The following is a 22659-nucleotide window of genomic DNA, read 5'->3' as shown; positions in this document are numbered from 1 at the left end:
GAGCCGCATGACTCGCACCTGACGTGGCTGGGCCGAATGCACTACATCGGAGGTCTCTGGTGACCTCGGATCGCATCATCCGCACCCTCGCTGCCGCATCCAACATCGCGGTTGCTGCTGCTCTTATCTACTTCACCCGGTGGATCACCAAGAAAGGATTCTGATGGACAACACGAAACTCATCGCGAAAGCGCATGTCATGGCAGCCCGGTACGCGCACGAACACATGCAAGTAATCGCTGAGACGATGACCCAGCTCTGTGACGCGTTGGAGGCTGCTGAGGCCGAGAAGGCGCGACGAGACACGGTCATCGCCGGGCTCCGGGAAATGTGGGATCGGGAGATCAATCTCGGATTCCAGTTCCTGTACCGCCCGTCGATCGTGCCGGAGCTGCGTGCACTCCTCGACTCGGTGCCTGACGAGCGCCGACCGTGCGACGACGAGGAACTCGCTGCTGCTCCTGTGTCTCTCGAAGCCGTGAAAGCGGAGACGACGGATCGCCGGCCGCACAGTCGAGCGTGCGGTTTTCGGAAGCATGAGCACGGCACCGACTGCAACCCGAACTGCCAGACGTGTCATGGCCGATCAGAGGCGCCTCATGTCTGATTTCCCGACCCCGTGGGCGTCAATCGGTCAAGCCTTCGAGATGGCCGACTCCCAACCTCGTCTTCTCGCTGATTTGCAGGAGCACGGGTACCCGCAAGAAACGAAACAGGAGGAGAGGCAATGAGCGAAATTTTTCTGCGCGGCGAGCACGTCCGGCACCTGAAGCACGGTTGGTTGGGCACCGTAACCCGGGGGAATGATGACATACGCGCTACTACCGTCTCCGTTCAGTTTGGCGGATGGCGCGCGTCAGTGGTGAAGCCCGACAGCCTGGTGCTGGAGCCGAAGACGTTGGGGGCATCCGATGACTGACCTTCTCGATGCAGTGCAAGCGCTCACCCGTACCACAGTGGAGCACATCAAACCGTCCGACGACACCGGTAGACCGTTACCCACACACACGTGTGCGCAACTCTGCAACGGGCTCTCAACTCACACAGTTGAGAGCCCGTCCCTGTTGGTGCAGTTGGCGGAGGCTGTGAAACCATCCACCAACACGACCGCCGGCTCATCATCGTTGGCGCACACTCGGAACATCATCGACGGGACCGCCCTGTTCCACCTCGCGAAGATCAGCTCCGCAATCCGGGACTGGTGCCGCATGGCTGAAGTCACACCAGGACACAACCCGGTCACTAACCTGAACGCCTGGTATGTGGCGTTCACCCGGTACGACAACGACCCCGAATGGAGGATCCGCGAACTCACCAAATGGGCACGCACCATCACCAACATCCTCAAACCACCCGTCCGCGAAGAGTTGCCTTACCCGTGCCCTGTCCACCACACGGATCAGTGGGTGGACGACATGGGCAACGGCGGCAACCATCCCCTCGTGTTGGAGTACCAGCGCGGCGAAGACGGGCAAGTGATCGACCCGAGGGTGCGGTGTCGGGATGCGGTGTGTGCGGTGTCGTGGGAAGGCGAAGACGCAATGTCCGAGCTCGGGGACGAAGTCGAGGAGAAACGAGGAGAAATGGACTGGAAGGAGGTCCCGCGATGAGTGTCGTTGGTTTCAAGGCGTCGAATCACCCGCAGCAGACCGCCAAGCGTGGCGCGCTAGACGAGGTCGATGACCGAGGGACACACCCGATCTACTTCGAGCCGTGGAACGAACGCTTCGGAGGGTTCACCCTCGATGTCGCTGCCGCACCTCATAACGCGAAGTGCGAACGGTATTTCACCCGTGAAGACAATGGCCTACTGCAGTCATGGGCGGGTGAACGTGTGTGGTGCAACCCGCCGTACAGCGGCCTGGACCAGTGGCTGCGGAAGGCATGGCAGGAGTACCCCGACACCCGGGGGATTGTGATGCTGCTCCCGGCGAACCGTGTTGAGCAGAAGTGGTGGCAGGAGCACGTCGAACCGCACCGCGACCGCCCCGGATCCCCGCTGACGGTCGAGTTCCTTCCCGGTCGCATGCGGTTCATCAAGCCCGGGCAGACGGACGTGGGACCGAACGAGCGCCCACCGTTCGGATGCTGCCTGCTCATCTGGGCCAACCCAAGGAGGGTTTCGTGACTCGCGACCTGACCCGCCCGGAGCTGGACGCCGCACTGAGGTCGCTGCGTGCTGTGGGTAGCCCGTACGACTTCATCGCCGCGCATGTGGAAGCGGACAATGAACCGCACCTGATCGAAGAGGAGCAGTCATGACGCAGGAAAGCGCCAGGAGTAGGACGCCAAGGGTCGACCAACCGGCCTATCGGCTGGCGTTATTTATGCAGGCTCAGGATGCGAAACGCTTCGGAGTGGTGGTGAACGGGCGGCTTTCGCCGCCGTGGGATGACATTGGTGCGTCCGCCCAGGAGGAGTACCTCCGCGACGCGGTGGCAATCCTCGACGCGGTAGTGACCCTCGGGTATACCGCGCCAATAGAAACAGATCCGGGACACACATCGATCGGGAGTTTCACTCGCGCCGAATGCCGGTGTGAGATCGGAACCGACCACCGGCATAGCGTGTCGCCCGAACAGGAGCACGCACTCCATCCTTGGAGACACGCGAGAGGACGTGATGAATGACAAGCCTGTAGTTTGCTGGTAGCATCGGAAATGCCTCGGATGACTCTGTCAAGAACCGGGGCATTCGACTTTCACGAGAAAGGGTCAGCATCTTCGGGTGCTGGCCCTTTTCGTGTATCTAGCTCGCGTTCCAGTCTCAGCGTCACCACCATGCGAGAAGCGACCAGTAGCACCCCCGGCAGTCCGAAGACAACACGTCTCGGCAAGCCCGGACGAGGGTACAGGCCAGCTAGTGACAGCCAACACGCTCGAAGACAGGAACGCGCCCCTTCGGTGGGCATACACGCACAGGCCGTAGAGCCACACACACGCGTCGTCACTGCCCACCACAGACGCCTTGGAGGCCGAGATGAGAGACCTCACCGATCTGATCGTTACCGCCAAGCTCGAGAAGGGCCACAGGGACCGCAAGGATGCGACCTACGACGCCATGCTCGAAGCGCTCGTCGAGGCACGCAGGAGGCTCGCAGTCCGGGAAGCGCCAACCTTGCCCGCCTACTTCGCTCCACTGCCCGCGCCCATGCGAATAGAAGACATGTTCGGGAGTGCGTCGCAGCTCTGAGGAGACTGTCATGCGCAGTGACTGGATCATCCACCACCACACCAAAGACACCCACCACATCCCCGACGGTGACCTCATCGACCACCAACCCGACGAACACTGCATCTGCGGACCAACACACCACAGCGACATGAGCAGCGGGGTACTCAGGTGGAACGTATGGCACCACCGCCTCGGCGGGAGAGAAGCGCATGAGTGAACTCGCACGCGGTGGCATCATCCCTGGGAAGCCCGGAGATCGCATCTGGGGAGAGCCAGAAGGGCTCGAGACGTTCGTCCCGTTCACCGATGAACAGCTGGCACGCATCAGACGCAACGCACAGCTCGTCACCTTCGACAGCATGGGGTCACCGATCTTCCGCCACCAACTCCCACCCGAGGAACCCAGCGATGAACGCTGATATGCAATGGCGCAAAGCAAATGGCCAGACAGGTCGATACACCGGACCACTGATGGACCTCGGACGCGGCATCCCCCGAAAGATGCGTGACCACGGCGTCAGACGGGCCATCTTCGACCTCGCCTACGGATACGTCAGCGGCTTCCCAATGCGAGACATCATCGTCTTCGCCGGACGCTCACTCTTCCCCGCACCAGTCCTGACGGCAACGGTCGAAGGGGAAGAACATGAACGCTGAACAGGAAGACCACGCACGGGCAGCACTCACCGGGGCAGGGATCATCGGGGACAAGCAGGACACGGCAGTCAGCAACCTGGTTGGGATGACCGAAGGATGGGCGCCGGCCATGAAGAGGGAAGACGCATGAAGAAGACGAAGACCACCCCTCGAGTGCAGGCGACACCTTACGAGGACGCCTACCAAGCTGCGAAGACCTACGGCCAACCCTTCTGGACCATCGCCATCGGCAAGGAACTCGGCTACTTCGTAGGAGAACCAGACGAAGCAGCAGACATCAGGCTCTACACGCTGCCGCCTGACCCATTCACCATCGTCGGACGCCTCGTCATCGTACGAGTGCTCGTCCTCGACCGTCAGGGCAACAGCATCCTGACGTCAGGTGGCAAGCGCAAGATCCGGTACGAGCTGCGCAAGCTCCCGAGATCGGCATACCGGCGCATCTGAAGCCCGTTTGTACCACTCCGGTCTCAGAAAACACGGGGCTAGACCAAACCGCCCAAATGTTGAACCGCGGAAAGACGCGGAACTTGTCGAGTTATGTACCACTCGGAGGTGCTGGACGTGGCCGAGAAGCGCAACACCAGCAAACAGAACCGCTTCCGCGCACGCATCAAGGCAGCACGCCCCGCTTGCCACATCTGCGGCGACCCCATCGACTGGGACGCTGACTACCTGGACCCCATGTCTTTCGTCATCGACCACGTCATCCCGATCCATCGAGGCGGGGCAGACGCACTATCGAACATCGCCGCAGCCCATCGACTGTGCAACTCCAAGAAGAGGGCAAGGCTCATCGCACCAATCGTGCGACGCAGCGGATCACTCGGCTGAGATGTCCGAGGCACGTGCGAGAATAAGAACGGCCCCAAACCAGATGCGTCAACATCTGCCGGGGCCTAACCGATCACCTTGGGTAAGAAGGATCAACGGCTATGAACCAGCGTACATGCACCCACTGCGGTGCAGACATCAGCCACACGCACGGCGGGCGCGTCTACTGTGATGCCAGATGCAGAGAAGCAGCCAGGTACCAGCGCATGAGGCAAGATCCCGAAGCATGGGACGCCTACCTCACCAAGCTTCGCAACAAGTACACCCCCAAGCCGCGGCAACAACGCCCGCCACACGTACCCACCCCATGCAACGCCCCCGACTGCGACCGCCCCAGCGCCAGCCGTGGCATGTGCCGCATGCACTACCGCAGGTGGGAGCGAGCCAACGGCATGGCCAACCCACCATCAGACCAATGGTCACTACAACGTAGAGCAGTGTGGAAGAAGCGGCACGCAGTGAAGCGTGGTGCTGATCGATACCAGGCCGAGACCATCTTCACCGATTCCATCTATGAACGAGACGGTTGGATCTGCCAACTGTGCAACGAGCCAGTGGACAAAGCACTCGAGTTCCCTAACCAGATGAGTGCCAGCCTCGACCACCGTCTGCCCCTATCCGTAGGCGGCACACACGCGAGACAACGTACAACTGGCCCACATCAGGTGCAACATCCGAAAGGGATCAAAGGCTCCCGAGACGTCGCTCAGAGGGGCCTGAGGCCCACGGGGACCCCACCCCAAGCACCACCCCAAGAGACCTCCGGGTGTTGACGTCCTCCCTCTCTGTCGTTTTTTTCGTTTCTAGGAGGTGCTCGCATGGGTTCTGCGCCTAGGAAATTGCGTGCTGTGGCGCCTGATGAGACGCCGGATCCGCCGAAGATTTTGTCTCTGGCTGAGGCGATCGAGCTCGGTGACTATCTGCAGATTCTTCTTGCTCAGCGTCGGGAGATCGTGACGTCGTTGCCGGAGGAGCGCGGCCCGGCGAAGGCTGCTTTGCACCGTCAGTTGTCGTTGATCTCGAAGGAGATCGAGGCGTTGGTGTCGCGGGATTCGGATGAGGCTGAGGGTGGCGCGAATGTCGAGGACGGGGAGTTCGACGCGGAAGCCATCTGAGCTGAAGCTGTCTGAGGTTGCTCGGCATGTGGTGTTCCCGAAGAACATCGCTTCGACGGTGTGGCCGCGGGTGGTTGCTCAGTGCGCTGCGATGGGCGTTTCGTTCGATGCGTGGCAGCACGGCATTGGGATGGTTGCCCTCGGCAAGTTGAAGAACGGCAAGTACGCTGCGACTGTCGGCGGCGTTGTTCTCAGCATCCCGCGCCAGGTGGGGAAAACCTTCCTGGTGGGCATGATGATCATCGCCCTGTGTGTGTTGTTCCCGAACCTCACCGTGCTGTGGACGGCGCACCGGACGAGGACGTCGACGATGACGTTCAAGACGATGCAGGGCATGGTTCGCAAGAAGAAGATCCGTGTGCATCTGGCTGCTATCCGCAACGATGGCATCCGGTCGACGAATGGTGAGCAGGAGATCCGTTTCAAGAACGGTTCGGTGATCATGTTTGGCGCCCGCGAGGCTGGGTTCGGGCGCGGGTTCGATTCGGTCGACGTGGAGGTGTTCGACGAAGCGCAGATTCTCACGGAGAAGGCGCTCGAGGACATGGTGCCGGCGGCGAACGCGTCGAAGCAGGCTTCGGGTGCGTTGCTGTTCTTCATGGGCACCCCGCCGCGGCCGACTGATCCTGGTGAGGAGTTCACGAACCGCCGGGCGAAGGCGCTGGACGGCACGGCGAAGAACATGGTGTACGTCGAGCTTTCGGCGGAGGCTGATGCTGATCCTGACGATCTGGAGCAGTGGGCGAAGGCGAACCCTTCGTTTCCGCATCGGACGCCGGTTGAATCCATGCAGCGCATGCGCGCGAACCTGACTGACGATGACTCGTTCAAGCGCGAGGCGTTGGGCATCTGGGATGCGTTGACGTCGAAGCAGGTCATTGACGAGGTTTCGTGGTCGAACGCTGCAGATGCATCGTCGATGGCGATTGATCGCCTGACGATTTCGGTTGAGGTTCCGCCTGGTCGTGGGTATGCGGCTGTTGCTCTTGCTGGTGTGCGTGCTGACGGTCGTTGGCATGTGGAGTTGTACGAGGAGCGTAAGGGCGTCGATTGGGCGATCCCCTACGTCGTCGAGCGTGCCTCGAGGAACCGTCTGCACTCTGTTGTGGTTGATGAGCTGTCTGGGCTTGTCGAGGAGCGTCGTGGTCGCCATTACCTGATTGGCACTGACGTCTTGGTGACGTTGGCGGCGAGGGAGGGCAAGGACATGGCGATCGCTTGCTCGAAGTTCTATGACGGCATTTTGGATGGTTCGGTGTTCCACACGGATCAGCCGCAGGTGAATGTGGCGTTGTCGGTTGCGACGAAGCGTCCGCTTGCTGGTTCGTGGGCGTGGAACCGTAAGGATGCCATGTCGAACATCAGTCCGATCGTCGCGGAAACTCTTGCCCTTTGGGGTGCTCAGAATGACAACGTGAAGCGTCCTACGCGGCGCACTACTTCGAGGACGGCGGTGATGCTTTGACGTACGAGAAGATCACTGTCCCGGGGCTGACAGAGGACGAGAACGGCACGCTGAACACGCTTGCGGAGCAGCTCGAGTCGAAGCGGCGCCGGAATGAGCTGCGTTCGGCGTACTACGACGGCAAGCGGGCGATCACGAGCATTGGTGGCGTCATCCCGCCGCAGTATGCGCAGATCGGTATCGCGCTCGGCTGGGCGGCGAAGGGTGTCGATGGGCTTGCTCGTCGTTGCAACTTGGACAAGTTCGTTTGGACTGATGGTGACCTGGATCAGCTTGGGATGTCTGAGCTCGAGGACAGCAACTTTCTGTTGTCCGAGATCGCGCAGGCTCGCACTGATTCGCTGATTCACGGCGTCTCGTACTTGGTGACGACGCGTGGTGCTGACGGTGAGCCGGCTGCGCTGGTGCATGCGCGTGATGCTCTGAGTGCGACTGGCGAGTGGAATGTTCGTACTCGTCGGCTGCAGAACCTGCTCTCGGTGACGAGCCGCAAGGACAACAGGATCGACGGCTTCGTGCTGTACCTCGACCGGCTGACGATCGCTGCAGATGTCGTTGACGGCAAGTGGCAGGTTTCGCGGTCTGAGCATTCGTTCGGGGTGCCGGCTGAGCCTCTTGTGTATCGTCCGCGTTCTTCGCGTCGGATGGGAAAGAGCAGGATCAGCCGACCGTTGATGTCGCACCAAGATTCTGCTCTGCGCGCTCTGGTGCGTCTTGAGGCGCACATGGACATCTACACGATCCCGAAGCTCATTCTGTTGGGTGCTGACGAGGGGATCTTCAAGAACGCTGATGGGACATCGAAGACGTCCTGGCAGGTTGCTTTGGGTCGCGCGTTCGGAATCCCGGACGACGAAGAGGCCACGAACCCGCGGGCCGATGTGAAGCAGTTCTCCGCCGAGTCTCCTGAACCGCACCTCGCTGACCTGAATGCGCTGGCGAAGTTGGCGGCGCGCGAGACTGATCTGCCCGATGCTGACTTCGCGTTGAGCGATATGGCGAACCCGACGAGTGAGGGTTCGTACATTGCAGGCCGCGACAATCTGATTGCTGAGGCCGAGGGTGCGATGGACGACTGGTCCATCTCGATCCGGCGCAGTGTCACTACGGCGTTGGCTATCCAGAATGGCGAGTCGAGTGTGCCCGAGAGTTGGGCTTCGATCGATACGAAGTGGCGTTCGCCGTTGTACCTGTCCCGTTCCGCCGCTGCTGATGCGGGTGCGAAGCAGATCGGTGCTGTGCCGTGGCTTGCTGAGACTGAGGTTGGTCTTGAGCTGCTGGGGCTTGATGAGCAGCAGATCAAGCGGGCGATGGCTGACAAGCGGAAGGCTTCGGGGCGTGCTGTGCTAGCTGCCCTGCAGCCGGCTAAGCCTCCGGTGCAGACGGATGTCGGCGCGTGAGTCTCGTGCGGCTCTGCAACTGGTTACGGCTGAGGCTGTCGCGTATGCGGCGGATCTCTCGAACCGTGTTGTGGGGTCGCCTGAGGTGCGCCGAGCTGCGCTGCTCGATGGTGTTCCTGAGCTGATCGGTTACTACTCGGAGGGTTCGGCGGCGTTGGCTGCTGACTTCTACGAGGAGGAGCGCGAGCTCGCTGAGGTTCGGTCGCGGTTCACGGCTGAGGCGGTGGTGCTCGATCGTACGGTGAAGATTCGGCGGGCTATCGCTTGGTCGACAGCGCCGTGGTTCGACGAATCAGGTGACTCTGCTGAAGGGCGGCTGGCGGAGGTTGTGCAGCTTGAGACGGCTCGACCGTATCGGGACACGATCACGTCGAACCGTCGTCAGGATCCGGATGCAGTGGGTTGGCGCCGGGTGACAGCCGGCGGCTGCAAGTTCTGTCGGATGCTCGCTGACCGTGGAGCTGTCTACAAAGCAGATACGGCCCGCTTCGCTGCCCATACCAATTGTCACTGCGTCGCCCAGCCAGTCTTCACGACCAATGACACAGGAGTTGAGGCGTCCGTTGTCCAGTACCGGGCATCGCGTCGCTCGAGGAGCCCGGAGCAGCGTGCTGCGCTCCGTGAGTACCTCGACTCCTTCTACTAAGACTTCCCCGAATTGGGGAGAGCGCTACGGCCGCGTTTCAAGGCCGGTCTGATGTCCGACGGGACAGAAACGGAGAACCGGAATGCCCGAGAACGAAGCAACCTCTACCGGCACTGAGACTGGCGCTGATGGGGGTGGGCAGCAGGAACAGTCGCTCACACAGGCTGACGTTGATCGCATTGTCAAGGACCGCGTAGCACGCGTCCAGGCGAAGTATGCGGACTACGAAGAGCTGAAGGTGAAGGCAGAGGGCGCGAAGACCGTCGAGGAGAAGCTTGCTGAGCTTGAGGGCAAGTATTCGGCGGCTGAAGCTCGTGCTCTGCGCAGCGATGTGGCCGCGAAGTATGGCCTGAGCGTGGAAGACCGCGACCTGTTCTTGACCGGTACGGATGAGGCAACTCTGACGGCGCAGGCGAAGCGTCTCGCTGATCGAGAAGCAGACCGGAAGAAGCAAGGCAATGTTGCACCCAAGGAGGGTGCGACGGACACGACTGGTGGACCGAGCAAGGATCTTCGTGAGTTCACGAAGGGCTTGTTCGGCGCTGCCGACTAACCGAAAGGCACAATCATGGTTGCACTCGCAACTGGATCGCTCTCGATCCCAAAGCAGAAGCTTGACCCGTGGCTGGGCAAGATCCAGTGCCCGAGAGTTGGGCTTCGATCGATACGAAGTGGCGTTCGCCGTTGTACCTGTCCCGTTCCGCCGCTGCTGATGCGGGTGCGAAGCAGATCGGTGCTGTGCCGTGGCTTGCTGAGACTGAGGTTGGTCTTGAGCTGCTGGGGCTTGATGAGCAGCAGATCAAGCGGGCGATGGCTGACAAGCGGAAGGCTTCGGGGCGTGCTGTGCTAGCTGCCCTGCAGCCGGCTAAGCCTCCGGTGCAGACGGATGTCGGCGCGTGAGTCTCGTGCGGCTCTGCAACTGGTTACGGCTGAGGCTGTCGCGTATGCGGCGGATCTCTCGAACCGTGTTGTGGGGTCGCCTGAGGTGCGCCGAGCTGCGCTGCTCGATGGTGTTCCTGAGCTGATCGGTTACTACTCGGAGGGTTCGGCGGCGTTGGCTGCTGACTTCTACGAGGAGGAGCGCGAGCTCGCTGAGGTTCGGTCGCGGTTCACGGCTGAGGCGGTGGTGCTCGATCGTACGGTGAAGATTCGGCGGGCTATCGCTTGGTCGACAGCGCCGTGGTTCGACGAATCAGGTGACTCTGCTGAAGGGCGGCTGGCGGAGGTTGTGCAGCTTGAGACGGCTCGACCGTATCGGGACACGATCACGTCGAACCGTCGTCAGGATCCGGATGCAGTGGGTTGGCGCCGGGTGACAGCCGGCGGCTGCAAGTTCTGTCGGATGCTCGCTGACCGTGGAGCTGTCTACAAAGCAGATACGGCCCGCTTCGCTGCCCATACCAATTGTCACTGCGTCGCCCAGCCAGTCTTCACGACCAATGACACAGGAGTTGAGGCGTCCGTTGTCCAGTACCGGGCATCGCGTCGCTCGAGGAGCCCGGAGCAGCGTGCTGCGCTCCGTGAGTACCTCGACTCCTTCTACTAAGACTTCCCCGAATTGGGGAGAGCGCTACGGCCGCGTTTCAAGGCCGGTCTGATGTCCGACGGGACAGAAACGGAGAACCGGAATGCCCGAGAACGAAGCAACCTCTACCGGCACTGAGACTGGCGCTGATGGGGGTGGGCAGCAGGAACAGTCGCTCACACAGGCTGACGTTGATCGCATTGTCAAGGACCGCGTAGCACGCGTCCAGGCGAAGTATGCGGACTACGAAGAGCTGAAGGTGAAGGCAGAGGGCGCGAAGACCGTCGAGGAGAAGCTTGCTGAGCTTGAGGGCAAGTATTCGGCGGCTGAAGCTCGTGCTCTGCGCAGCGATGTGGCCGCGAAGTATGGCCTGAGCGTGGAAGACCGCGACCTGTTCTTGACCGGTACGGATGAGGCAACTCTGACGGCGCAGGCGAAGCGTCTCGCTGATCGAGAAGCAGACCGGAAGAAGCAAGGCAATGTTGCACCCAAGGAGGGTGCGACGGACACGACTGGTGGACCGAGCAAGGATCTTCGTGAGTTCACGAAGGGCTTGTTCGGCGCTGCCGACTAACCGAAAGGCACAATCATGGTTGCACTCGCAACTGGATCGCTCTCGATCCCAAAGCAGAAGCTTGACCCGTGGCTGGGCAAGATCCAGAACGGCTCCACCGTCGCCACGCTCTCGGACCAGACCCCGATGACGTTCGGCGAGGGCGAGTCGTGGACGTTCGACATCGGCGAGGCCGAGTACGTCGCTGAAGGAGCGCAGAAGGGCGCTTCGACGGTCACCCCAACCACGAAGTCGGTCAAGCCCTTCAAGTTCCACAAGACACTTCGTTTCAACGAAGAGGTTCAGTGGGCCGACGAGGACCGTCAGCTTGAGGTCGTGGACGAGATCCTCGCTCTCATCCAGCCGGCGCTCTCGCGTGCGCTCGACTTCGGCGTGTTCCACGAGATCAACCCGACTGGTGGCGCTGTCGTTGCTGCCATGAACGGTGGCATCACTGACACCACCAACCTTGTCGAGTACGCGGCGGCCGACAAGCCGTACGTCAGCCTCGACGCGGCCGACAACCTGGTTCTCGCGGATGGTTTCGTGCCCCGCGACATCGCGCTCGACCCGACGTACGCTGCGAAGTTCTCTTCGCTGCGCGGGATCAACTCCGAGCAGAAGCTGTACCCCAACTTCCGCCTCGGCATCGAGACCAGCGAGCTCGACGGTCACCGCGCTTCCGTGTCGAACACGGTCCGCGGCACTGGCGTCCTCGCGGTGGACACGAAGGTTCTCGGCTTCGTCGGTGACTTCTCGGCCATCCGTTGGGGCATCCAGAAGTCGATCGGCCTCGAGCTGATCAAGTACGGCGACCCGGACGGCGGCGGTGACCTCAAGCGCAACAACCAGGTCGCGTTCCGCGCTGAGGTTGTCTACGGCTGGGGTATCGCTGACCTCAACGCGTTCGCCAAGATCCACGACCTCGTCTGATCGTGGTTCGTCTGAAGAACGTCACGACAGGTGCTGTCGTGAGTGTTCCTGAGGAGAAGGCCGCACGGCTTGGGTCTGAGTGGGAGCCGGCGGAAACGCCGGTGAAGCGCGGTCCTGGTCGTCCGAAGAAGTCCGACGAGTCCTAACTAGGGAAAGGGGGCGGTCATGGCTGTGACTCCCAGCATGATTGCGGTTGCTCTCGGGCAGGCCGCCCCCGAACCTGGCTCGGTTACTGAGCAACAGTGGGAGATGTGGATCGCCGACGCTTACATGCTGATCGAGGATCGGCGTGTTTCGTTCACTCCGCCTCGTGAGGTTGATGAGGCGAAGATCGATTACGCGGTGCGGCAGGCTGTTGTATCGCATGTCAAGAAGCCGGATGACGCCACGCAGGTGACGGTGTCGGTGGATGACGGGTCGACGTCGAAGACGTTTCAGTCGGGCCGCGGCCGTGTGACGGTCGATGAGTGGTGGACGTTCCTGGGCCTGCTGGATGAGACGTCCGGTGCGTTCTCGGTTGACATGCTCGGGTTCGCGAACGTTCATCTTCCGTGGTGTGCGTCGATGTTCGGTGCCTTGTACTGCTCGTGCGGGGTGGACATCGCCGGCACGCCCATCTATGAGGGCGGCGAGCTGTGAGCCTCGGGCAGGACATCGACGCGACTCTGCCGTTCCTTCGGGGGCAGGCTGAGTCGCGGATGAAGGAGACTGTTGTGTTCTCCCGGGTGACCGGTGAGGTGACGACGGATCCTGAGACGCTCGAGGTTGTTGAGGTTCGCGAGACGGTCGCTACGACGGTGGCGCGGATCAAGTACCGGACGTTGAACGTGCAGGACCGCGACCAGGGGACTCAGCTGATTGCTCTGCAGTCGCCTGAGGTGCATGTGCCGTTCGGTTCGGCACCAATGGTGCGCACGGATGACCGGGTGCAGGTCATTGGGTCGGAGGATCCGACGTTGGTTGGTCGGCTGTTCCGGGTGACTGGGCGTCCGCAGGCGGGGCAGACGACGGCGCATCGTTTTCCGGTGGAAGAGATCAGCTAGGAGCGGTCATGGCGAGCATCGAGTTCGATTTCTCTGAGGTGTCGTCGTTGGTCGCTGCGATTGAGGGTGCTCCGGAGGAGGCGATCCCGAAGATCCGTCAGGCTGTGGAGATCACGGCACGTCATGTGAAGGATGACTGGCGTGATGATGCTCGCCGGCAGAACCGTGGTGCGGCGAGGTATTACGCGGGTTCCATCGATTACGACATGGAGCTCAACACTGACGGTGAGATTGGTGCTGAGGTTGGTCCGAAGCCTGGCGGTCGTTGGGCGCAGGGTTCGTTTGGTTTCCTCGAGGATGCTCCTGGTGGTGTTGGTGCTCGTCCGCAGAAGTCGGGTCAGAAGGCTGCGCGGAAGAACGAGGATGACTTCCAGCGTGGTCTAGAGCGGGCGGTGGCTGATGTCCTCGAGTAGGCCGCATTATCTGGCTGTGAAGTCGATGATCCAACGGGATGCGGCGTTGGCTGTGTCTGAGGTGATTCGGCTGAACGCTGACGGGAACCCGTACCGCGGTTCATACGTCATCTTGTGGCCGGCTGGTCCGGAGACGATTGATGATGGCCGGTTGTCGAAGAATCAGGCGACCGATTCGGATGCCGAGTATGTGATGGATGGCCAGTGTGTTGCCGTCGATGCGCTCGGTGTGTTGAGCGTGATGGATCGTCTGGTTGCTCAGGTGATTGGTCAGCGTCCTGTGGTTGACGGTCGTAACTGTGATCCGATCCGCGTGACGGTTGACCCGGTCGACATCGACTCGAAAGTCCTTCCGCCGTTGTTCTATGCCCGGTTCGAGCTGTCGTTCTGGTCCCGGCGCCCCTGACCTTACCCCTCTACTTACCCCGCCTTGTGCGGGGTTTTCGTGTTTAAGGAGACCCGATGTCTGCAGAGATCGTGACCGTCTACGACAAGGACGGAAATGAGGCCCGAGTGAGCCGCGAATGGCTCGACCGTTGGCCCGATGACTTCACGGAGAAACCTCCCGTGAGTAAGGCCGCGTCCGCGGCACACAAGAAGAAGGAGATCACTGATGGCGCTTGAAACCGCTGAAGCATCAGTAGCGTCCGATGGCAATCTCCGGATTGCTTTCGTGCCGTCTGGAAATGCCAAGTCTGTTGCCGTCCTGGCTGCAGTGACCACGAAGGCTCTGACGTACTCGCTGACCCCGTCTGGGTTCAACCGGGCGATCACGGAGAACTCGATCGATGACCCGCGTCTGACGCTGAAGATCACGCTGTCGCGTCCTGGTACGACGACGCAGACGCTCGAGCTGCAGTACGTCTACGGCGGCGGCGCTGAGGTGGCGCGTCCGGCACTCACCGAGGGAACTTCCGGGTTCCTGGTGGTGCGGTACAGCCTCGCGAACGCAACGGATTGGGCGGTCGGCCAGAAGGTCGACGTCATCCCGATCCTCGCGGGTAAGCAGCGCAAGGACGCTCCGACTGCGAACGGGATCCAGACGATCACGCAGTCGTTCTACGTCACCGGCATCCCGGAGGACGACGCGCTGACTGTGGCGTAACGGTTCCTGCGCGGGCGGTCCCACCAGAGCCGCCCGCGCAGGTCTCAACTACATCTGGTGAATCTGGTGAAGGAGTAACACTGTGGTGACTTTTCAGGAGCGGTTGGCTGCGCGGAAGAATGCGCGCCCGTTCAAGGATGTTCAGGTGCTGTTGGATGATCATCTGCAGGGTGAGCGTGAACGGCTCGAGGCTGAACTGGCGAAGCTCGGGAACCGGGACGACAAGCGATTGGCGTCGAAGTCGCCGGCTGAGGAGATTCAGGAGAAGATCGACGCCCTGTACAAGGACGACGATGGTCTCATCACGTTGCGGTTCCGTCGCATCCCTGGGAACGTGTGGGCGCGGCTGACGTCCCGCAATCCTGCCCGTCTGGATTCGCCGGTTGACCGTCAGTACGGCTACAACATCGACGGCGTCTGCGAGGCCGCTGTCCGGTACGTGGACGCTGATGGTGCCGCGTATGCGTGTGTGATCGACAACGGTGAAGAGATCACGTTGAAGGTCGAAGAGAAGACGATCCACAACCAGAAGCCCGTGGACGAGTGGGGCGACCTGCTCGCGGGCCTGACTGGTACGGAAGTTCAGGACATCCGTGATGCGGTGTGGGAGCTCAACGAGTATTCGACGCAGAAGCGTATCGCTGAACTGGTAAAAGCCTCAGGAGCAGCGACGCGCTCCTAGCTGATGTGGCTCTTGCCGCGCGTCTCGGAGTCGCCCCTCGGCGACTTTGGGGGTGGGAGCCTTCGACGTTGACGGAGCACGTCTATGAGGACGGTGTTCTGGTGGGGACGGTTTCGTTCCCTGAGCCGGAGTTTGACGACGAGCAACGTTCGTTGTTGCTGGCGTACGAGATTCACCAGTCGCAGTTGGGGCCGCATGGGTTCCTGATGCCGGAGACGACGTCTCCTGATGCTGACCCGAACAACCCGGAGGGCACGGTCCGTTTCTACGCGGATTCGGTGCCGACTGTGGACTACGCCGAGAAGGCGAAGCGGAACGCGGAAGACGCGTACCGGAAGAGCTACCCGGATGCCGACATGGCCGGCCTGATCTTCCGGGTGCACCGCGAAGAGCGAAACCTGCCGGTTACGACGGATGCCCCCTAGGCCGAAGTCCAGGGGGCATCTCGTCTGGGGGTGCTAGGCGGGTGGAATTACTGTGTACCCGCGCCGCCGCATCTCGTCGGCTACGATGCCGGCGAGCATGGAGTCTTCCATCTCTGCCATGCGTTTCTGCATCTCGATCCGGTAGGGTTCGATGTCTAACCGCGTCGTGATCCCGGCATCTCCGTCGAGGCCAACGTCCCAGTATCCAATCCGGTCTACGCCGGGTTTCGCCTGGTACGAGATTCGTTCGTCGCTCATGAATCCTCCGTCCTCAGCAGATAGCGTTGTCCGTCCTCCGTTGCGATCCACCAGGAGGGCGGCACGGATTCGAACTTGATCGGGGCCGTGATCTCGTGGTTGTCCCACTGGTCACCGGTCCACTTTTCGATGCCGTTCATGATTCCTTGGAACGCCCACACGGGCATGCTGATCGTGATGATTTCGTTCTGCGGACTGGCGTTTGTGTTCGGGCTCATCGGTTCTTCCCTTTCGCGTGCTTCGTGGAGCTATCGGAGGATCGGTTCCCAAGTGTCACCCGTACGGATGCAGAGCGCGGATTCGTGGTTCCACCAGTCTTCCTGAACAGCGACGGGCGTATCTGCTTCGTACTTCTCCAGCAGTGCAATCAACTCGCTAGCGCTCATCGCTTCTTCCCTTTCGCGTACTTGGTGAGTGCGTCCACGACTACGTCGGTGAGCGTCTTCCCCTCCGCCTCGGCGCGTTCCTGTGCGGCTGTCTTCAACGCCGTGGGTATGCGGAACGTGGAAGTGGGCGTCTTGGGCTTGTTCGGCACAGTCGTCATTCACTTCGTTTAAGTCGGTCGATCAGGGCACGGATGATCTCGGCGTACTCCACGAGTTTGCTGGCTGGAACCGAGTAGGCGAAGCCGTCGTCCTTCTGTGCCCCACTATCGGCGATGTTGTTCGCTCTTTCGATTAGCTCGGCATTTGTTGACTCAGTTCGTGTCATTCGCTTACTCCAAATCCTCGGGGTGTCGTTACGCCAACTCTACCACCGTGTACCGACACCGTCCACTGATTCCACCCAACCCGCCCCGCCATTGTGCGGGGCTTTCGAGTTACTGACAGATCGGAGAAATCGTGGCCGATCGTGTCGTACGTGTACGCCTCACCGCTCAGGTCGCTGAGTACGTGCAGGGCATGGAGCAGGCCGCGGATAGCACCCGTCGGGTGGGTGATGCTGCAGCATCGTCGGCTGAGCGGGCCAGGGCAATGGACACCGTCGGCAAGTCGATGCTCGCCATCGGGACGATCGCCGCGGTGGCTGTGGGTATCGCGGTTTCGAAGTTCATGGAGTTCGACGCAGCGATGTCGAATGTTGAGGCTGCGACGAACGAGTCCGCGGACAACATGAACCGGTTGCGTGAGGCTGCCCTGGATGCTGGTGCTCGGACGGTGTTCTCGGCTACTGAGGCCGCGAACGCGATTGAGGAGTTGGGGAAGGCTGGCGTTTCGACGCAGGACATCCTCGACGGTGGCCTCGACGGCGCCCTCGACTTGGCTGCGGCCGGCGGGCTTGGTGTTGCTGAGGCTGCTGGTATCGCTGCCGTCGCGTTGAAGACGTTCGGTCTTCGCGGGACGGACATGTCCCATGTCGCTGACCTGCTCGCTGCTGGTGCGGGTAAGGCGATGGGTGACGTCACGGACCTGTCCGCCGCCTTGAATCAGGCTGGTCTGGTTGCTGAGGGTACGGGTCTGTCGATTGAGGAGACCACTGCTGGGCTGGCTGCGTTCGCGTCTGCGGGCCTGTTGGGGTCGGATGCTGGTACGTCGTTCAAGTCGATGTTGCAGCGCCTCACACCGCAGTCTGCGGAAGCCAAGTCCAAGATGGAAGAGCTCGGGATTTCGGCGTACGACGCGCAGGGCCAGTTCGTTGGCCTGTCTGCGTTCGCCGGCAACCTCAAGGACTCCCTGAAGTCGTTGACGCCGGAGCAGCGGAATGCTGCCCTCGCGGTGATCTTCGGTTCGGATGCTGTGCGTGCTGCGAACGTCTTGTACAACGAGGGCGCTGAGGGCATTGACGAGTGGACGACTGCGGTCAACGATCAGGGGTACGCATCGGAGCAGGCCGCGAAGCGTCTCGACAACCTGTCTGGTGACGTTGAGGCGCTCGGTGGCGCGTTCGACACGGCTCTGATTCGTACTGGGTCGGCGGCGAACGAGTCACTGCGTCAGATCGTGCAGTCCGCGACTGGTGTCGTGGACGCCATCGGAAACCTGCCTGGCCCTGTTCTCGGCGTTGGTCTCGCGCTCGGTGGCGTCATCGCAGTCATCGGCCTGGTGGGTGGCGCCGCTTTGGTGGCTATCCCGAAGATCGCGGAGTTCAAGGCGGCAATGGCAACCCTGAACCTCAGCGGTGGCCGTGCAGCTCTCGGACTTGGTCTGGCGTCGGGTGCGCTGCTTGCTGCTGGGGTGGCGTTCTCGATCTGGGCCGCACGTCAGGCTGAGGCCGTGTCGCAGTCGAACGAGTTCCAGGACTCTCTGGACAAGTCGACTGGCTCCCTCACGGATTACACCCGCAACTTGGTGTCGAAGAAGCTCGCCGAGAAGGGTGCTTACGAGGCGGCGAGGGAAGCTGGGGTCAGCCAGAGGGAACTCACGGATGCAGTCATTGAGGGCGGAGACGCGCTCGATAGCGTGCTGAAGAAGTTCGGCGACAACAACACCCCTGTGACGTTCTTCACTGGTGTGGGTATCCGCGCCGGTAACGCGTCACAAGCGGTTCGTGACCTCAACAACGATCTGGACACCGGCAAACAAAATTTCAAGGACCAGGCTGCTGCTGCTGACGATTCCGCGAAGTCGCTCGAGCAGATTCAGGGTGTCGCGGTCGAGACGTCGGATGCGGTCAATGACCTGTCCGACGACATCCGCAACTTCGGGTCGGCACAGTTCGACGTCGAGGAATCCACGGCTGGGCTGTACGAGGCGTTCGATTCCTTGAAAGAGAACTTGGACGCCGGTTCGGCATCGCTCGATGTGACGACTGAGGCTGGCCGGCAGACGCAGTCAGCGATGTTGGACACTGCTCGAGCTGCGAACGAGAACGCTGCAGCGATCGCTGCGGTGGGTGGCACGAACGATGAGATCGCTGGTGCTTTGAATGCTGGGCGTCAGCGGATCATCGACGCCCGTATTGCCCTCGGTGATTCGGCTCAGGCTGCCCAGGTGTACGCGGACAAGCTCATCGCTACTCCCGCGACCGTGCAGACATCAGTGACACTGAACGGGACGGATGCCGCGATTGCGAATCTCGACCGTGTGAAGCAGGCCATCCGAGACACCATCAACCTCATCAACAGCATGCCGCTCTTTGGTGGTAGTGCTGGCGGGTCGCAGTCTGGTCGCGCTTCCGTCGCTCAGGCAAACGGTGGCGTTCTCGACTTCTACGCGAACGGTGGACTGCGCGAGAACCACGTGGCGCAGATCGCCCCTGCCGGTTCGTTCCGGGTGTGGGCTGAACCAGAGACTGGCGGTGAGGCGTACATCCCGTTGGCTCCGGCGAAGCGTGCACGGTCGTTGGACATTTGGCAGGAGACAGGTCGACGGCTCGGGGTTGATGGTTACGCGGGCGGGGCATGTACGCCCCGGACCGGTACATGAGCGCATCGTCGGGCACACCGCAGATCAGCATCAGCGCACCAATCATGACCCCGCAGGGCGACCTGATCGGGCTCGTTGAGGGTGTGGTTGAGAGCGGACTGACGATGACGTTCGCGGCACAGAAGCAGGCTCGAGGGTCTGGCTATAGGACGGGGATCTGATGCCTGAGGACGGTCTCTATGGTGTCCCAGGTGGGGCGATTCTGGTTGAGCCGGGACTGTATTCCACGTCGAACTTTGTGGAGTCCCCAATCCCTGGCTTGTACGAGGTGATGGGTCCGTTGATGGTGACGGCGTTGCCTGACGCTGACCCGTCGCCTCGTATCCGGATTGACCTGGATGGGTTGCCGGCGAACGCGCGTGTGACGGTGTTCCGGTTCTGGGATTCCTCCGAGGGCACCGTCCGTGGTGCGTTGGATGCGTTCGCTGATGGCAGCTTCACGATCATCGACTACGAAGCACCCATCGGCACTCCGGTGTCGTATCGGGCGGCGATCTACGTTGATGGGGAGTTCGTGGAGTACACGAACACTGCGACGGCCACGCTGACGGAGGATCCGTCGTATGCGTGGGTGTCTGACCCGTTGGCTCCGGGGCGTGCTGTGCGGGTGGAGTTGCGGACCGATTTCGCGGAGAAGTTGACGCGGCGTCGGGAAGTTACGAAGCACCGTGTTGGGTTCCGGACGATCGCGTTGTCTGGGCCGATGGGGTTGCTCGAGAACGTGCAACTGTCGTCGCAGGTGAAGACGCTTGAGGATGCTGCGAAGTATCAGGAAGTCCTCGACGCTGATGTGGTGTTGGTGCGTGCACCGAAGCTGCTCAGGTTGCCGGTGCTGCTGTACGTGTCCATTGAGACGGTGAATGAAATCGCTCAGGACGTGCAGTACGGCGGCGGCTGGGTGGTGTGGGACATCGCAGCTGATGAGGTTTCCCCGTCACCGCTGAACATCACCATCCCCGTTGTCACGTACGGGACCTACTCGGCGGTGTTCCCCACGTACGCCGACTTCAACGCTGCGTACTCAACGTATGTCGATGCTCTTCGAAACCCACCGGGGGACTAATGGTGCTGCAGCTTGAACCTGAACTCCTCGCCGCGTTGGAGGAGAACCACGAACCCGGTTGGCGCGCGGACGCGTTCTACGGTCCCACGCTGACGGCCGCGGATGTGCCGTTGACGTGGGATGGGTCGTTGACGTTCGCTGGTGACGCGCAGGTGCAGGGTCGCGGGACGGTTCGGCTGGCTCGCGACAATGACTCGCTGGTGCCGAAAGCGAAGACTGACCCGTTGGCGCCGTTCGGTCAGGAACTGGCGATCACCCGCACGGTGACGGTCGGTTCGAAGACGTGGGACATCCCGATGGGGCGGTTCCGCATTTTCGAGGTGCCGTCGATGCGCGAGTACCTGCGGCTGTACCCGTCGCAGGCTCAGGTCATCGGGTGGGATGCTGAACTGTCCCTCCGCGACCGCTTCGAAGCGATCATCGCCGACGACTTCCTGCAGACCGAAGCCCCGAAGCCTGGGAACACGGTGTGGCAGGAGATCCGCCGGCTGTCCCCGTACCCCATAGTGCAGTCGCTTCCGGATACGACGATCCCTGCCGGGGTGGCGTACAAGTCCCGCATCGACGCCATTGAGGTGTTGATGGCGGCGTTGGGCGGGGTCCCCCACCTGACCCGCCAGGGCGCGTTGACCGCCCGACCCGCGGACGTGTGGTTGACGGCGACGGAACCGGTGGCGACGGTGAAAGGTGTCATCGACCTGGACGACTCGTTGTCGATGGACTTCTACAACCAGGTGCAGGTGACGTCCTCCACGGGCGGTAATGATCTGGTCGCTGTGGCACGCATCACGGACATGTCGAACCCGATCGCGGTTGGCCGGCCGATCGGTGGCCGCACCTACCGGTATTCGTCTCCGCTGTTGGACACGCAGGCGAAGGTGAACGCTGCCGCGAAGACGGTTCTCGCTCGAGTGTCGGGGCGTCAGTCGCGTGCGGTTCGGGTGTCGTGTCTTCCTCGCCCTGACTTGGAGCTCGGCGACTACATCGAGGTTGTCGATGAGGCCCAGGGTCGTGAGGTGGTTGGGGAGGTGACGTCGATGACGTTCCCGATGAATCCGACTGATGCGATGACGGTGGAGCTGATCGCTGCGGAGACACGATGAGTGCGCTCGCTGACATGGTGCGGAAGGACGCTGAGACGCAGGAGGCGGCGAATGCTGCAGCCCGCCAAGGCATGTCGTCGTACACGCAGGGTGTGTGTATGTCGGTCGACTGGGCGAACTCGTTGGTGGTGGCGAACATCAAGGGTGCTGAGGTTTCGGTACCGATGGTGGGTTCCGCCCCGTTCCCCGCAGACCGAGTACTGATCGGGTATCTGGGTGCACTGCCGGTGTGTTTGGGTCCGATCCCGAAGTCTTCGACGGGAACGGTTACTGCTGACCCGGTTGGGTCGCTGGTGGCTGTGACCACCGACGATTCACAGGCACGCGTTCTGCCGTTCGTGCAGGGGTACGTGCCGGCTCTCGGCCACCGGGTGATTGTTGATTGGCCGGCGAACGGTGTGGTCATCGGTCAGATCTCAGCCGACCCTGCAGGTGTGATCCCTGTGGTCCCTCCCTCTGCTGGCGTTGCGCCATCGGGTGGGTCTGGGGTGTTCTTGCCGACCGACTCGGCGACGTGGCGTGGCGGCTGGGTGGACAACCTGTTCGGGGTGTCTGAGTCGCGGCGGGGGTTCTACTGGTACGGGTTCCAGATCAGGGACACGATCCCGAACACGGCAACGATCAACAGTTTCGGGATGACCGTCCAGGAGGACTGGAACCGGCTGTCGAATGTGACATTGACGCTCCACAGCGATTCGTCGCGCACTGGTGCACCGCCGAACCCGTTGGACACGTTCAACGTCTCGGGCGGGTCTGGCCTGAAACCTCTCCCCCTGCCGTGGGCTGCCGCTCTGCGTGATGGAACGGCGTTCGGTATCGGGTCGGTCGAGGACTCCGGGTACCTGCAGTGGCAGTCGTCGGCGACGTCTGGTGGGTTGTCCATCAGCTGGTCGTAACCCT

Annotated in this window: 35 protein-coding genes; 32 read left to right on the top strand and 3 right to left on the bottom strand. The window is 61.6% G+C overall.

All coding sequences use genetic code 11. The annotated features are described in order from the left end of the window. Window positions 1-163 precede the first annotated feature (163 nt). The 28 genes from FGL15_RS05530 (at window position 164) to FGL15_RS05410 (ending at window position 15970) form a co-directional block, all read left to right on the top strand. Entirely contained in the window at window positions 164-607 is a 444-nt protein-coding gene (locus FGL15_RS05530) for a hypothetical protein (RefSeq protein ID WP_138945266.1), read from the top strand. 120 nt (window positions 608-727) lie between these two features. After that, window positions 728-919, top strand: coding sequence for a hypothetical protein (locus FGL15_RS05525; protein WP_138945265.1), 192 nt, complete (start codon window positions 728-730; stop codon window positions 917-919). Then, complete coding sequence (locus FGL15_RS05520; RefSeq protein WP_138945264.1) at window positions 912-1610, top strand: hypothetical protein; 699 nt, start codon at window positions 912-914, stop codon at window positions 1608-1610. The genes FGL15_RS05525 and FGL15_RS05520 overlap by 8 nt, the downstream gene beginning before the upstream one ends. Next, window positions 1607-2128: a DNA N-6-adenine-methyltransferase gene (locus FGL15_RS05515; RefSeq protein ID WP_138945263.1), complete on the top strand. Its 522-nt coding sequence runs from the start codon at window positions 1607-1609 to the stop codon at window positions 2126-2128. The genes FGL15_RS05520 and FGL15_RS05515 overlap by 4 nt, the downstream gene beginning before the upstream one ends. Continuing rightward, on the top strand, window positions 2125-2262 hold the full coding sequence (locus FGL15_RS20230; RefSeq protein WP_168223325.1) for a hypothetical protein: 138 nt from the start codon (window positions 2125-2127) through the stop codon (window positions 2260-2262). Before FGL15_RS05515 ends, FGL15_RS20230 begins: the two co-directional genes overlap by 4 nt. Window positions 2263-2979: 717 nt before the next feature. Next, on the top strand, window positions 2980-3192 hold the full coding sequence (locus FGL15_RS05510; RefSeq protein ID WP_138945262.1) for a hypothetical protein: 213 nt from the start codon (window positions 2980-2982) through the stop codon (window positions 3190-3192). Between the two features lie 191 nt (window positions 3193-3383). Further along, window positions 3384-3593, top strand: a complete 210-nt coding sequence (locus FGL15_RS05505; RefSeq protein ID WP_138945261.1) for a hypothetical protein — start codon at window positions 3384-3386, stop codon at window positions 3591-3593. Beyond that, window positions 3583-3831, top strand: a complete 249-nt coding sequence (locus FGL15_RS05500) for a hypothetical protein (RefSeq protein ID WP_138945260.1) — start codon at window positions 3583-3585, stop codon at window positions 3829-3831. Before FGL15_RS05505 ends, FGL15_RS05500 begins: the two co-directional genes overlap by 11 nt. Then, window positions 3821-3961, top strand: coding sequence for a hypothetical protein (locus FGL15_RS20225; RefSeq protein ID WP_168223324.1), 141 nt, complete (start codon window positions 3821-3823; stop codon window positions 3959-3961). Before FGL15_RS05500 ends, FGL15_RS20225 begins: the two co-directional genes overlap by 11 nt. Further along, on the top strand, window positions 3958-4278 hold the full coding sequence (locus tag FGL15_RS05495; RefSeq protein WP_138945259.1) for a hypothetical protein: 321 nt from the start codon (window positions 3958-3960) through the stop codon (window positions 4276-4278). The genes FGL15_RS20225 and FGL15_RS05495 overlap by 4 nt, the downstream gene beginning before the upstream one ends. A 117-nt stretch (window positions 4279-4395) precedes the next feature. After that, window positions 4396-4665, top strand: coding sequence for an HNH endonuclease (locus FGL15_RS05490; protein ID WP_205858692.1), 270 nt, complete (start codon window positions 4396-4398; stop codon window positions 4663-4665). Between the two features lie 818 nt (window positions 4666-5483). After that, complete coding sequence (locus FGL15_RS05485; RefSeq protein WP_138945257.1) at window positions 5484-5780, top strand: hypothetical protein; 297 nt, start codon at window positions 5484-5486, stop codon at window positions 5778-5780. Window positions 5781-5811: 31 nt separating this feature from the next. Beyond that, window positions 5812-7245, top strand: coding sequence for a terminase large subunit domain-containing protein (locus FGL15_RS05480; RefSeq protein WP_205858691.1), 1434 nt, complete (start codon window positions 5812-5814; stop codon window positions 7243-7245). Further along, a complete protein-coding gene (locus tag FGL15_RS05475) occupies window positions 7242-8645 on the top strand; it encodes a phage portal protein (protein WP_138945256.1) in 1404 nt (467 codons plus the stop codon). Before FGL15_RS05480 ends, FGL15_RS05475 begins: the two co-directional genes overlap by 4 nt. Beyond that, a complete protein-coding gene (locus FGL15_RS05470; RefSeq protein WP_138945255.1) occupies window positions 8632-9291 on the top strand; it encodes a hypothetical protein in 660 nt (219 codons plus the stop codon). The genes FGL15_RS05475 and FGL15_RS05470 overlap by 14 nt, the downstream gene beginning before the upstream one ends. A gap of 82 nt (window positions 9292-9373) precedes the next feature. Further along, entirely contained in the window at window positions 9374-9844 is a 471-nt protein-coding gene (locus tag FGL15_RS05465) for a hypothetical protein (RefSeq protein WP_138945254.1), read from the top strand. 68 nt (window positions 9845-9912) lie between these two features. Continuing rightward, a complete protein-coding gene (locus tag FGL15_RS05460; RefSeq protein WP_205858690.1) occupies window positions 9913-10191 on the top strand; it encodes a hypothetical protein in 279 nt (92 codons plus the stop codon). Then, on the top strand, window positions 10178-10837 hold the full coding sequence (locus FGL15_RS05455) for a hypothetical protein (protein WP_138945255.1): 660 nt from the start codon (window positions 10178-10180) through the stop codon (window positions 10835-10837). The genes FGL15_RS05460 and FGL15_RS05455 overlap by 14 nt, the downstream gene beginning before the upstream one ends. Before the next feature lie 82 nt (window positions 10838-10919). Next, window positions 10920-11390, top strand: a complete 471-nt coding sequence (locus tag FGL15_RS05450) for a hypothetical protein (protein ID WP_138945254.1) — start codon at window positions 10920-10922, stop codon at window positions 11388-11390. A gap of 15 nt (window positions 11391-11405) precedes the next feature. After that, a complete protein-coding gene (locus FGL15_RS05445) occupies window positions 11406-12302 on the top strand; it encodes a phage major capsid protein (RefSeq protein ID WP_138945253.1) in 897 nt (298 codons plus the stop codon). A gap of 165 nt (window positions 12303-12467) precedes the next feature. Beyond that, complete coding sequence (locus FGL15_RS05440) at window positions 12468-12941, top strand: hypothetical protein (RefSeq protein WP_138945252.1); 474 nt, start codon at window positions 12468-12470, stop codon at window positions 12939-12941. Next, window positions 12938-13345 carry a DUF6093 family protein gene (locus FGL15_RS05435; protein ID WP_138945251.1) on the top strand — a complete coding sequence of 136 codons (408 nt, stop codon included), beginning with the start codon at window positions 12938-12940 and terminating at the stop codon, window positions 13343-13345. Before FGL15_RS05440 ends, FGL15_RS05435 begins: the two co-directional genes overlap by 4 nt. A gap of 8 nt (window positions 13346-13353) precedes the next feature. Continuing rightward, window positions 13354-13758 carry a hypothetical protein gene (locus FGL15_RS05430; RefSeq protein WP_138945250.1) on the top strand — a complete coding sequence of 135 codons (405 nt, stop codon included), beginning with the start codon at window positions 13354-13356 and terminating at the stop codon, window positions 13756-13758. Window positions 13759-13774: 16 nt separating this feature from the next. Then, a complete protein-coding gene (locus FGL15_RS05425; protein ID WP_138945249.1) occupies window positions 13775-14164 on the top strand; it encodes a hypothetical protein in 390 nt (129 codons plus the stop codon). Window positions 14165-14220: 56 nt separating this feature from the next. Beyond that, complete coding sequence (locus FGL15_RS20220; RefSeq protein ID WP_168223322.1) at window positions 14221-14382, top strand: hypothetical protein; 162 nt, start codon at window positions 14221-14223, stop codon at window positions 14380-14382. 91 nt (window positions 14383-14473) lie between these two features. Beyond that, the gene (locus FGL15_RS05420) at window positions 14474-14863 is read left to right on the top strand and encodes a hypothetical protein (RefSeq protein WP_168223321.1); all 390 of its coding nucleotides are present in this window, start codon (window positions 14474-14476) and stop codon (window positions 14861-14863) included. A gap of 82 nt (window positions 14864-14945) precedes the next feature. Beyond that, window positions 14946-15545 (top strand): hypothetical protein, encoded by a 600-nt coding sequence (locus FGL15_RS05415; protein WP_138945247.1) that lies wholly within the window; start codon window positions 14946-14948, stop codon window positions 15543-15545. Between the two features lie 68 nt (window positions 15546-15613). Beyond that, a complete protein-coding gene (locus FGL15_RS05410; RefSeq protein WP_138945246.1) occupies window positions 15614-15970 on the top strand; it encodes a hypothetical protein in 357 nt (118 codons plus the stop codon). Window positions 15971-16003: 33 nt separating this feature from the next. Here FGL15_RS05410 and FGL15_RS05405 read toward each other — a convergent pair whose 3' ends face one another. The 3 genes from FGL15_RS05405 to FGL15_RS05395 form a co-directional block, all read right to left on the bottom strand. Beyond that, window positions 16004-16228 (bottom strand): hypothetical protein, encoded by a 225-nt coding sequence (locus FGL15_RS05405; protein WP_138945245.1) that lies wholly within the window; start codon window positions 16226-16228, stop codon window positions 16004-16006. Next, complete coding sequence (locus FGL15_RS05400; RefSeq protein WP_138945244.1) at window positions 16225-16446, bottom strand: hypothetical protein; 222 nt, start codon at window positions 16444-16446, stop codon at window positions 16225-16227. The genes FGL15_RS05405 and FGL15_RS05400 overlap by 4 nt, the downstream gene beginning before the upstream one ends. Before the next feature lie 164 nt (window positions 16447-16610). Further along, a complete protein-coding gene (locus tag FGL15_RS05395; protein ID WP_138945243.1) occupies window positions 16611-16772 on the bottom strand; it encodes a MoaD/ThiS family protein in 162 nt (53 codons plus the stop codon). A gap of 298 nt (window positions 16773-17070) precedes the next feature. Here FGL15_RS05395 and FGL15_RS05390 point away from each other — a divergent pair, with 298 nt between their 5' ends. The 4 genes from FGL15_RS05390 to FGL15_RS05375 all read left to right on the top strand — a co-directional run bounded on the left by FGL15_RS05390 (window position 17071) and on the right by FGL15_RS05375 (window position 22655). Next, a complete protein-coding gene (locus FGL15_RS05390; RefSeq protein WP_138945242.1) occupies window positions 17071-19593 on the top strand; it encodes a phage tail tape measure protein in 2523 nt (840 codons plus the stop codon). Window positions 19594-19753: 160 nt separating this feature from the next. After that, complete coding sequence (locus tag FGL15_RS05385; RefSeq protein WP_138945241.1) at window positions 19754-20656, top strand: hypothetical protein; 903 nt, start codon at window positions 19754-19756, stop codon at window positions 20654-20656. Then, complete coding sequence (locus FGL15_RS05380; RefSeq protein WP_138945240.1) at window positions 20656-21759, top strand: hypothetical protein; 1104 nt, start codon at window positions 20656-20658, stop codon at window positions 21757-21759. Before FGL15_RS05385 ends, FGL15_RS05380 begins: the two co-directional genes overlap by 1 nt. Further along, window positions 21756-22655 carry a hypothetical protein gene (locus tag FGL15_RS05375; RefSeq protein ID WP_138945239.1) on the top strand — a complete coding sequence of 300 codons (900 nt, stop codon included), beginning with the start codon at window positions 21756-21758 and terminating at the stop codon, window positions 22653-22655. Before FGL15_RS05380 ends, FGL15_RS05375 begins: the two co-directional genes overlap by 4 nt. Window positions 22656-22659 lie beyond the last annotated feature (4 nt).

The organism is Plantibacter sp. M259, from assembly GCF_006065115.1.
GTDB classification, from domain to species: Bacteria; Actinomycetota; Actinomycetes; order Actinomycetales; family Microbacteriaceae; genus Plantibacter; species Plantibacter auratus.
The sequence above is the reverse complement of the archived record's forward strand: the minus strand, read 5'-3'. Positions and strand labels throughout refer to the sequence as shown.

Coding starts and splice junctions, on each gene's coding strand:
- FGL15_RS05530 (WP_138945266.1), top strand. CDS start 164: ATGGACAACACGAAACTCATCGCGAAAGCGCATGTCATGGCAGCCCGG.
- FGL15_RS05525 (WP_138945265.1), top strand. CDS start 728: ATGAGCGAAATTTTTCTGCGCGGCGAGCACGTCCGGCACCTGAAGCAC.
- FGL15_RS05520 (WP_138945264.1), top strand. CDS start 912: ATGACTGACCTTCTCGATGCAGTGCAAGCGCTCACCCGTACCACAGTG.
- FGL15_RS05515 (WP_138945263.1), top strand. CDS start 1,607: ATGAGTGTCGTTGGTTTCAAGGCGTCGAATCACCCGCAGCAGACCGCC.
- FGL15_RS05510 (WP_138945262.1), top strand. CDS start 2,980: ATGAGAGACCTCACCGATCTGATCGTTACCGCCAAGCTCGAGAAGGGC.
- FGL15_RS05505 (WP_138945261.1), top strand. CDS start 3,384: ATGAGTGAACTCGCACGCGGTGGCATCATCCCTGGGAAGCCCGGAGAT.
- FGL15_RS05500 (WP_138945260.1), top strand. CDS start 3,583: ATGAACGCTGATATGCAATGGCGCAAAGCAAATGGCCAGACAGGTCGA.
- FGL15_RS20225 (WP_168223324.1), top strand. CDS start 3,821: ATGAACGCTGAACAGGAAGACCACGCACGGGCAGCACTCACCGGGGCA.
- FGL15_RS05495 (WP_138945259.1), top strand. CDS start 3,958: ATGAAGAAGACGAAGACCACCCCTCGAGTGCAGGCGACACCTTACGAG.
- FGL15_RS05485 (WP_138945257.1), top strand. CDS start 5,484: ATGGGTTCTGCGCCTAGGAAATTGCGTGCTGTGGCGCCTGATGAGACG.
- FGL15_RS05470 (WP_138945255.1), top strand. CDS start 8,632: ATGTCGGCGCGTGAGTCTCGTGCGGCTCTGCAACTGGTTACGGCTGAG.
- FGL15_RS05465 (WP_138945254.1), top strand. CDS start 9,374: ATGCCCGAGAACGAAGCAACCTCTACCGGCACTGAGACTGGCGCTGAT.
- FGL15_RS05455 (WP_138945255.1), top strand. CDS start 10,178: ATGTCGGCGCGTGAGTCTCGTGCGGCTCTGCAACTGGTTACGGCTGAG.
- FGL15_RS05450 (WP_138945254.1), top strand. CDS start 10,920: ATGCCCGAGAACGAAGCAACCTCTACCGGCACTGAGACTGGCGCTGAT.
- FGL15_RS05445 (WP_138945253.1), top strand. CDS start 11,406: ATGGTTGCACTCGCAACTGGATCGCTCTCGATCCCAAAGCAGAAGCTT.
- FGL15_RS05440 (WP_138945252.1), top strand. CDS start 12,468: ATGGCTGTGACTCCCAGCATGATTGCGGTTGCTCTCGGGCAGGCCGCC.
- FGL15_RS05430 (WP_138945250.1), top strand. CDS start 13,354: ATGGCGAGCATCGAGTTCGATTTCTCTGAGGTGTCGTCGTTGGTCGCT.
- FGL15_RS20220 (WP_168223322.1), top strand. CDS start 14,221: ATGTCTGCAGAGATCGTGACCGTCTACGACAAGGACGGAAATGAGGCC.
- FGL15_RS05405 (WP_138945245.1), bottom strand. CDS start 16,228: ATGAGCGACGAACGAATCTCGTACCAGGCGAAACCCGGCGTAGACCGG.
- FGL15_RS05400 (WP_138945244.1), bottom strand. CDS start 16,446: ATGAGCCCGAACACAAACGCCAGTCCGCAGAACGAAATCATCACGATC.
- FGL15_RS05395 (WP_138945243.1), bottom strand. CDS start 16,772: ATGACGACTGTGCCGAACAAGCCCAAGACGCCCACTTCCACGTTCCGC.
- FGL15_RS05385 (WP_138945241.1), top strand. CDS start 19,754: ATGCCTGAGGACGGTCTCTATGGTGTCCCAGGTGGGGCGATTCTGGTT.
- FGL15_RS05380 (WP_138945240.1), top strand. CDS start 20,656: ATGGTGCTGCAGCTTGAACCTGAACTCCTCGCCGCGTTGGAGGAGAAC.
- FGL15_RS05375 (WP_138945239.1), top strand. CDS start 21,756: ATGAGTGCGCTCGCTGACATGGTGCGGAAGGACGCTGAGACGCAGGAG.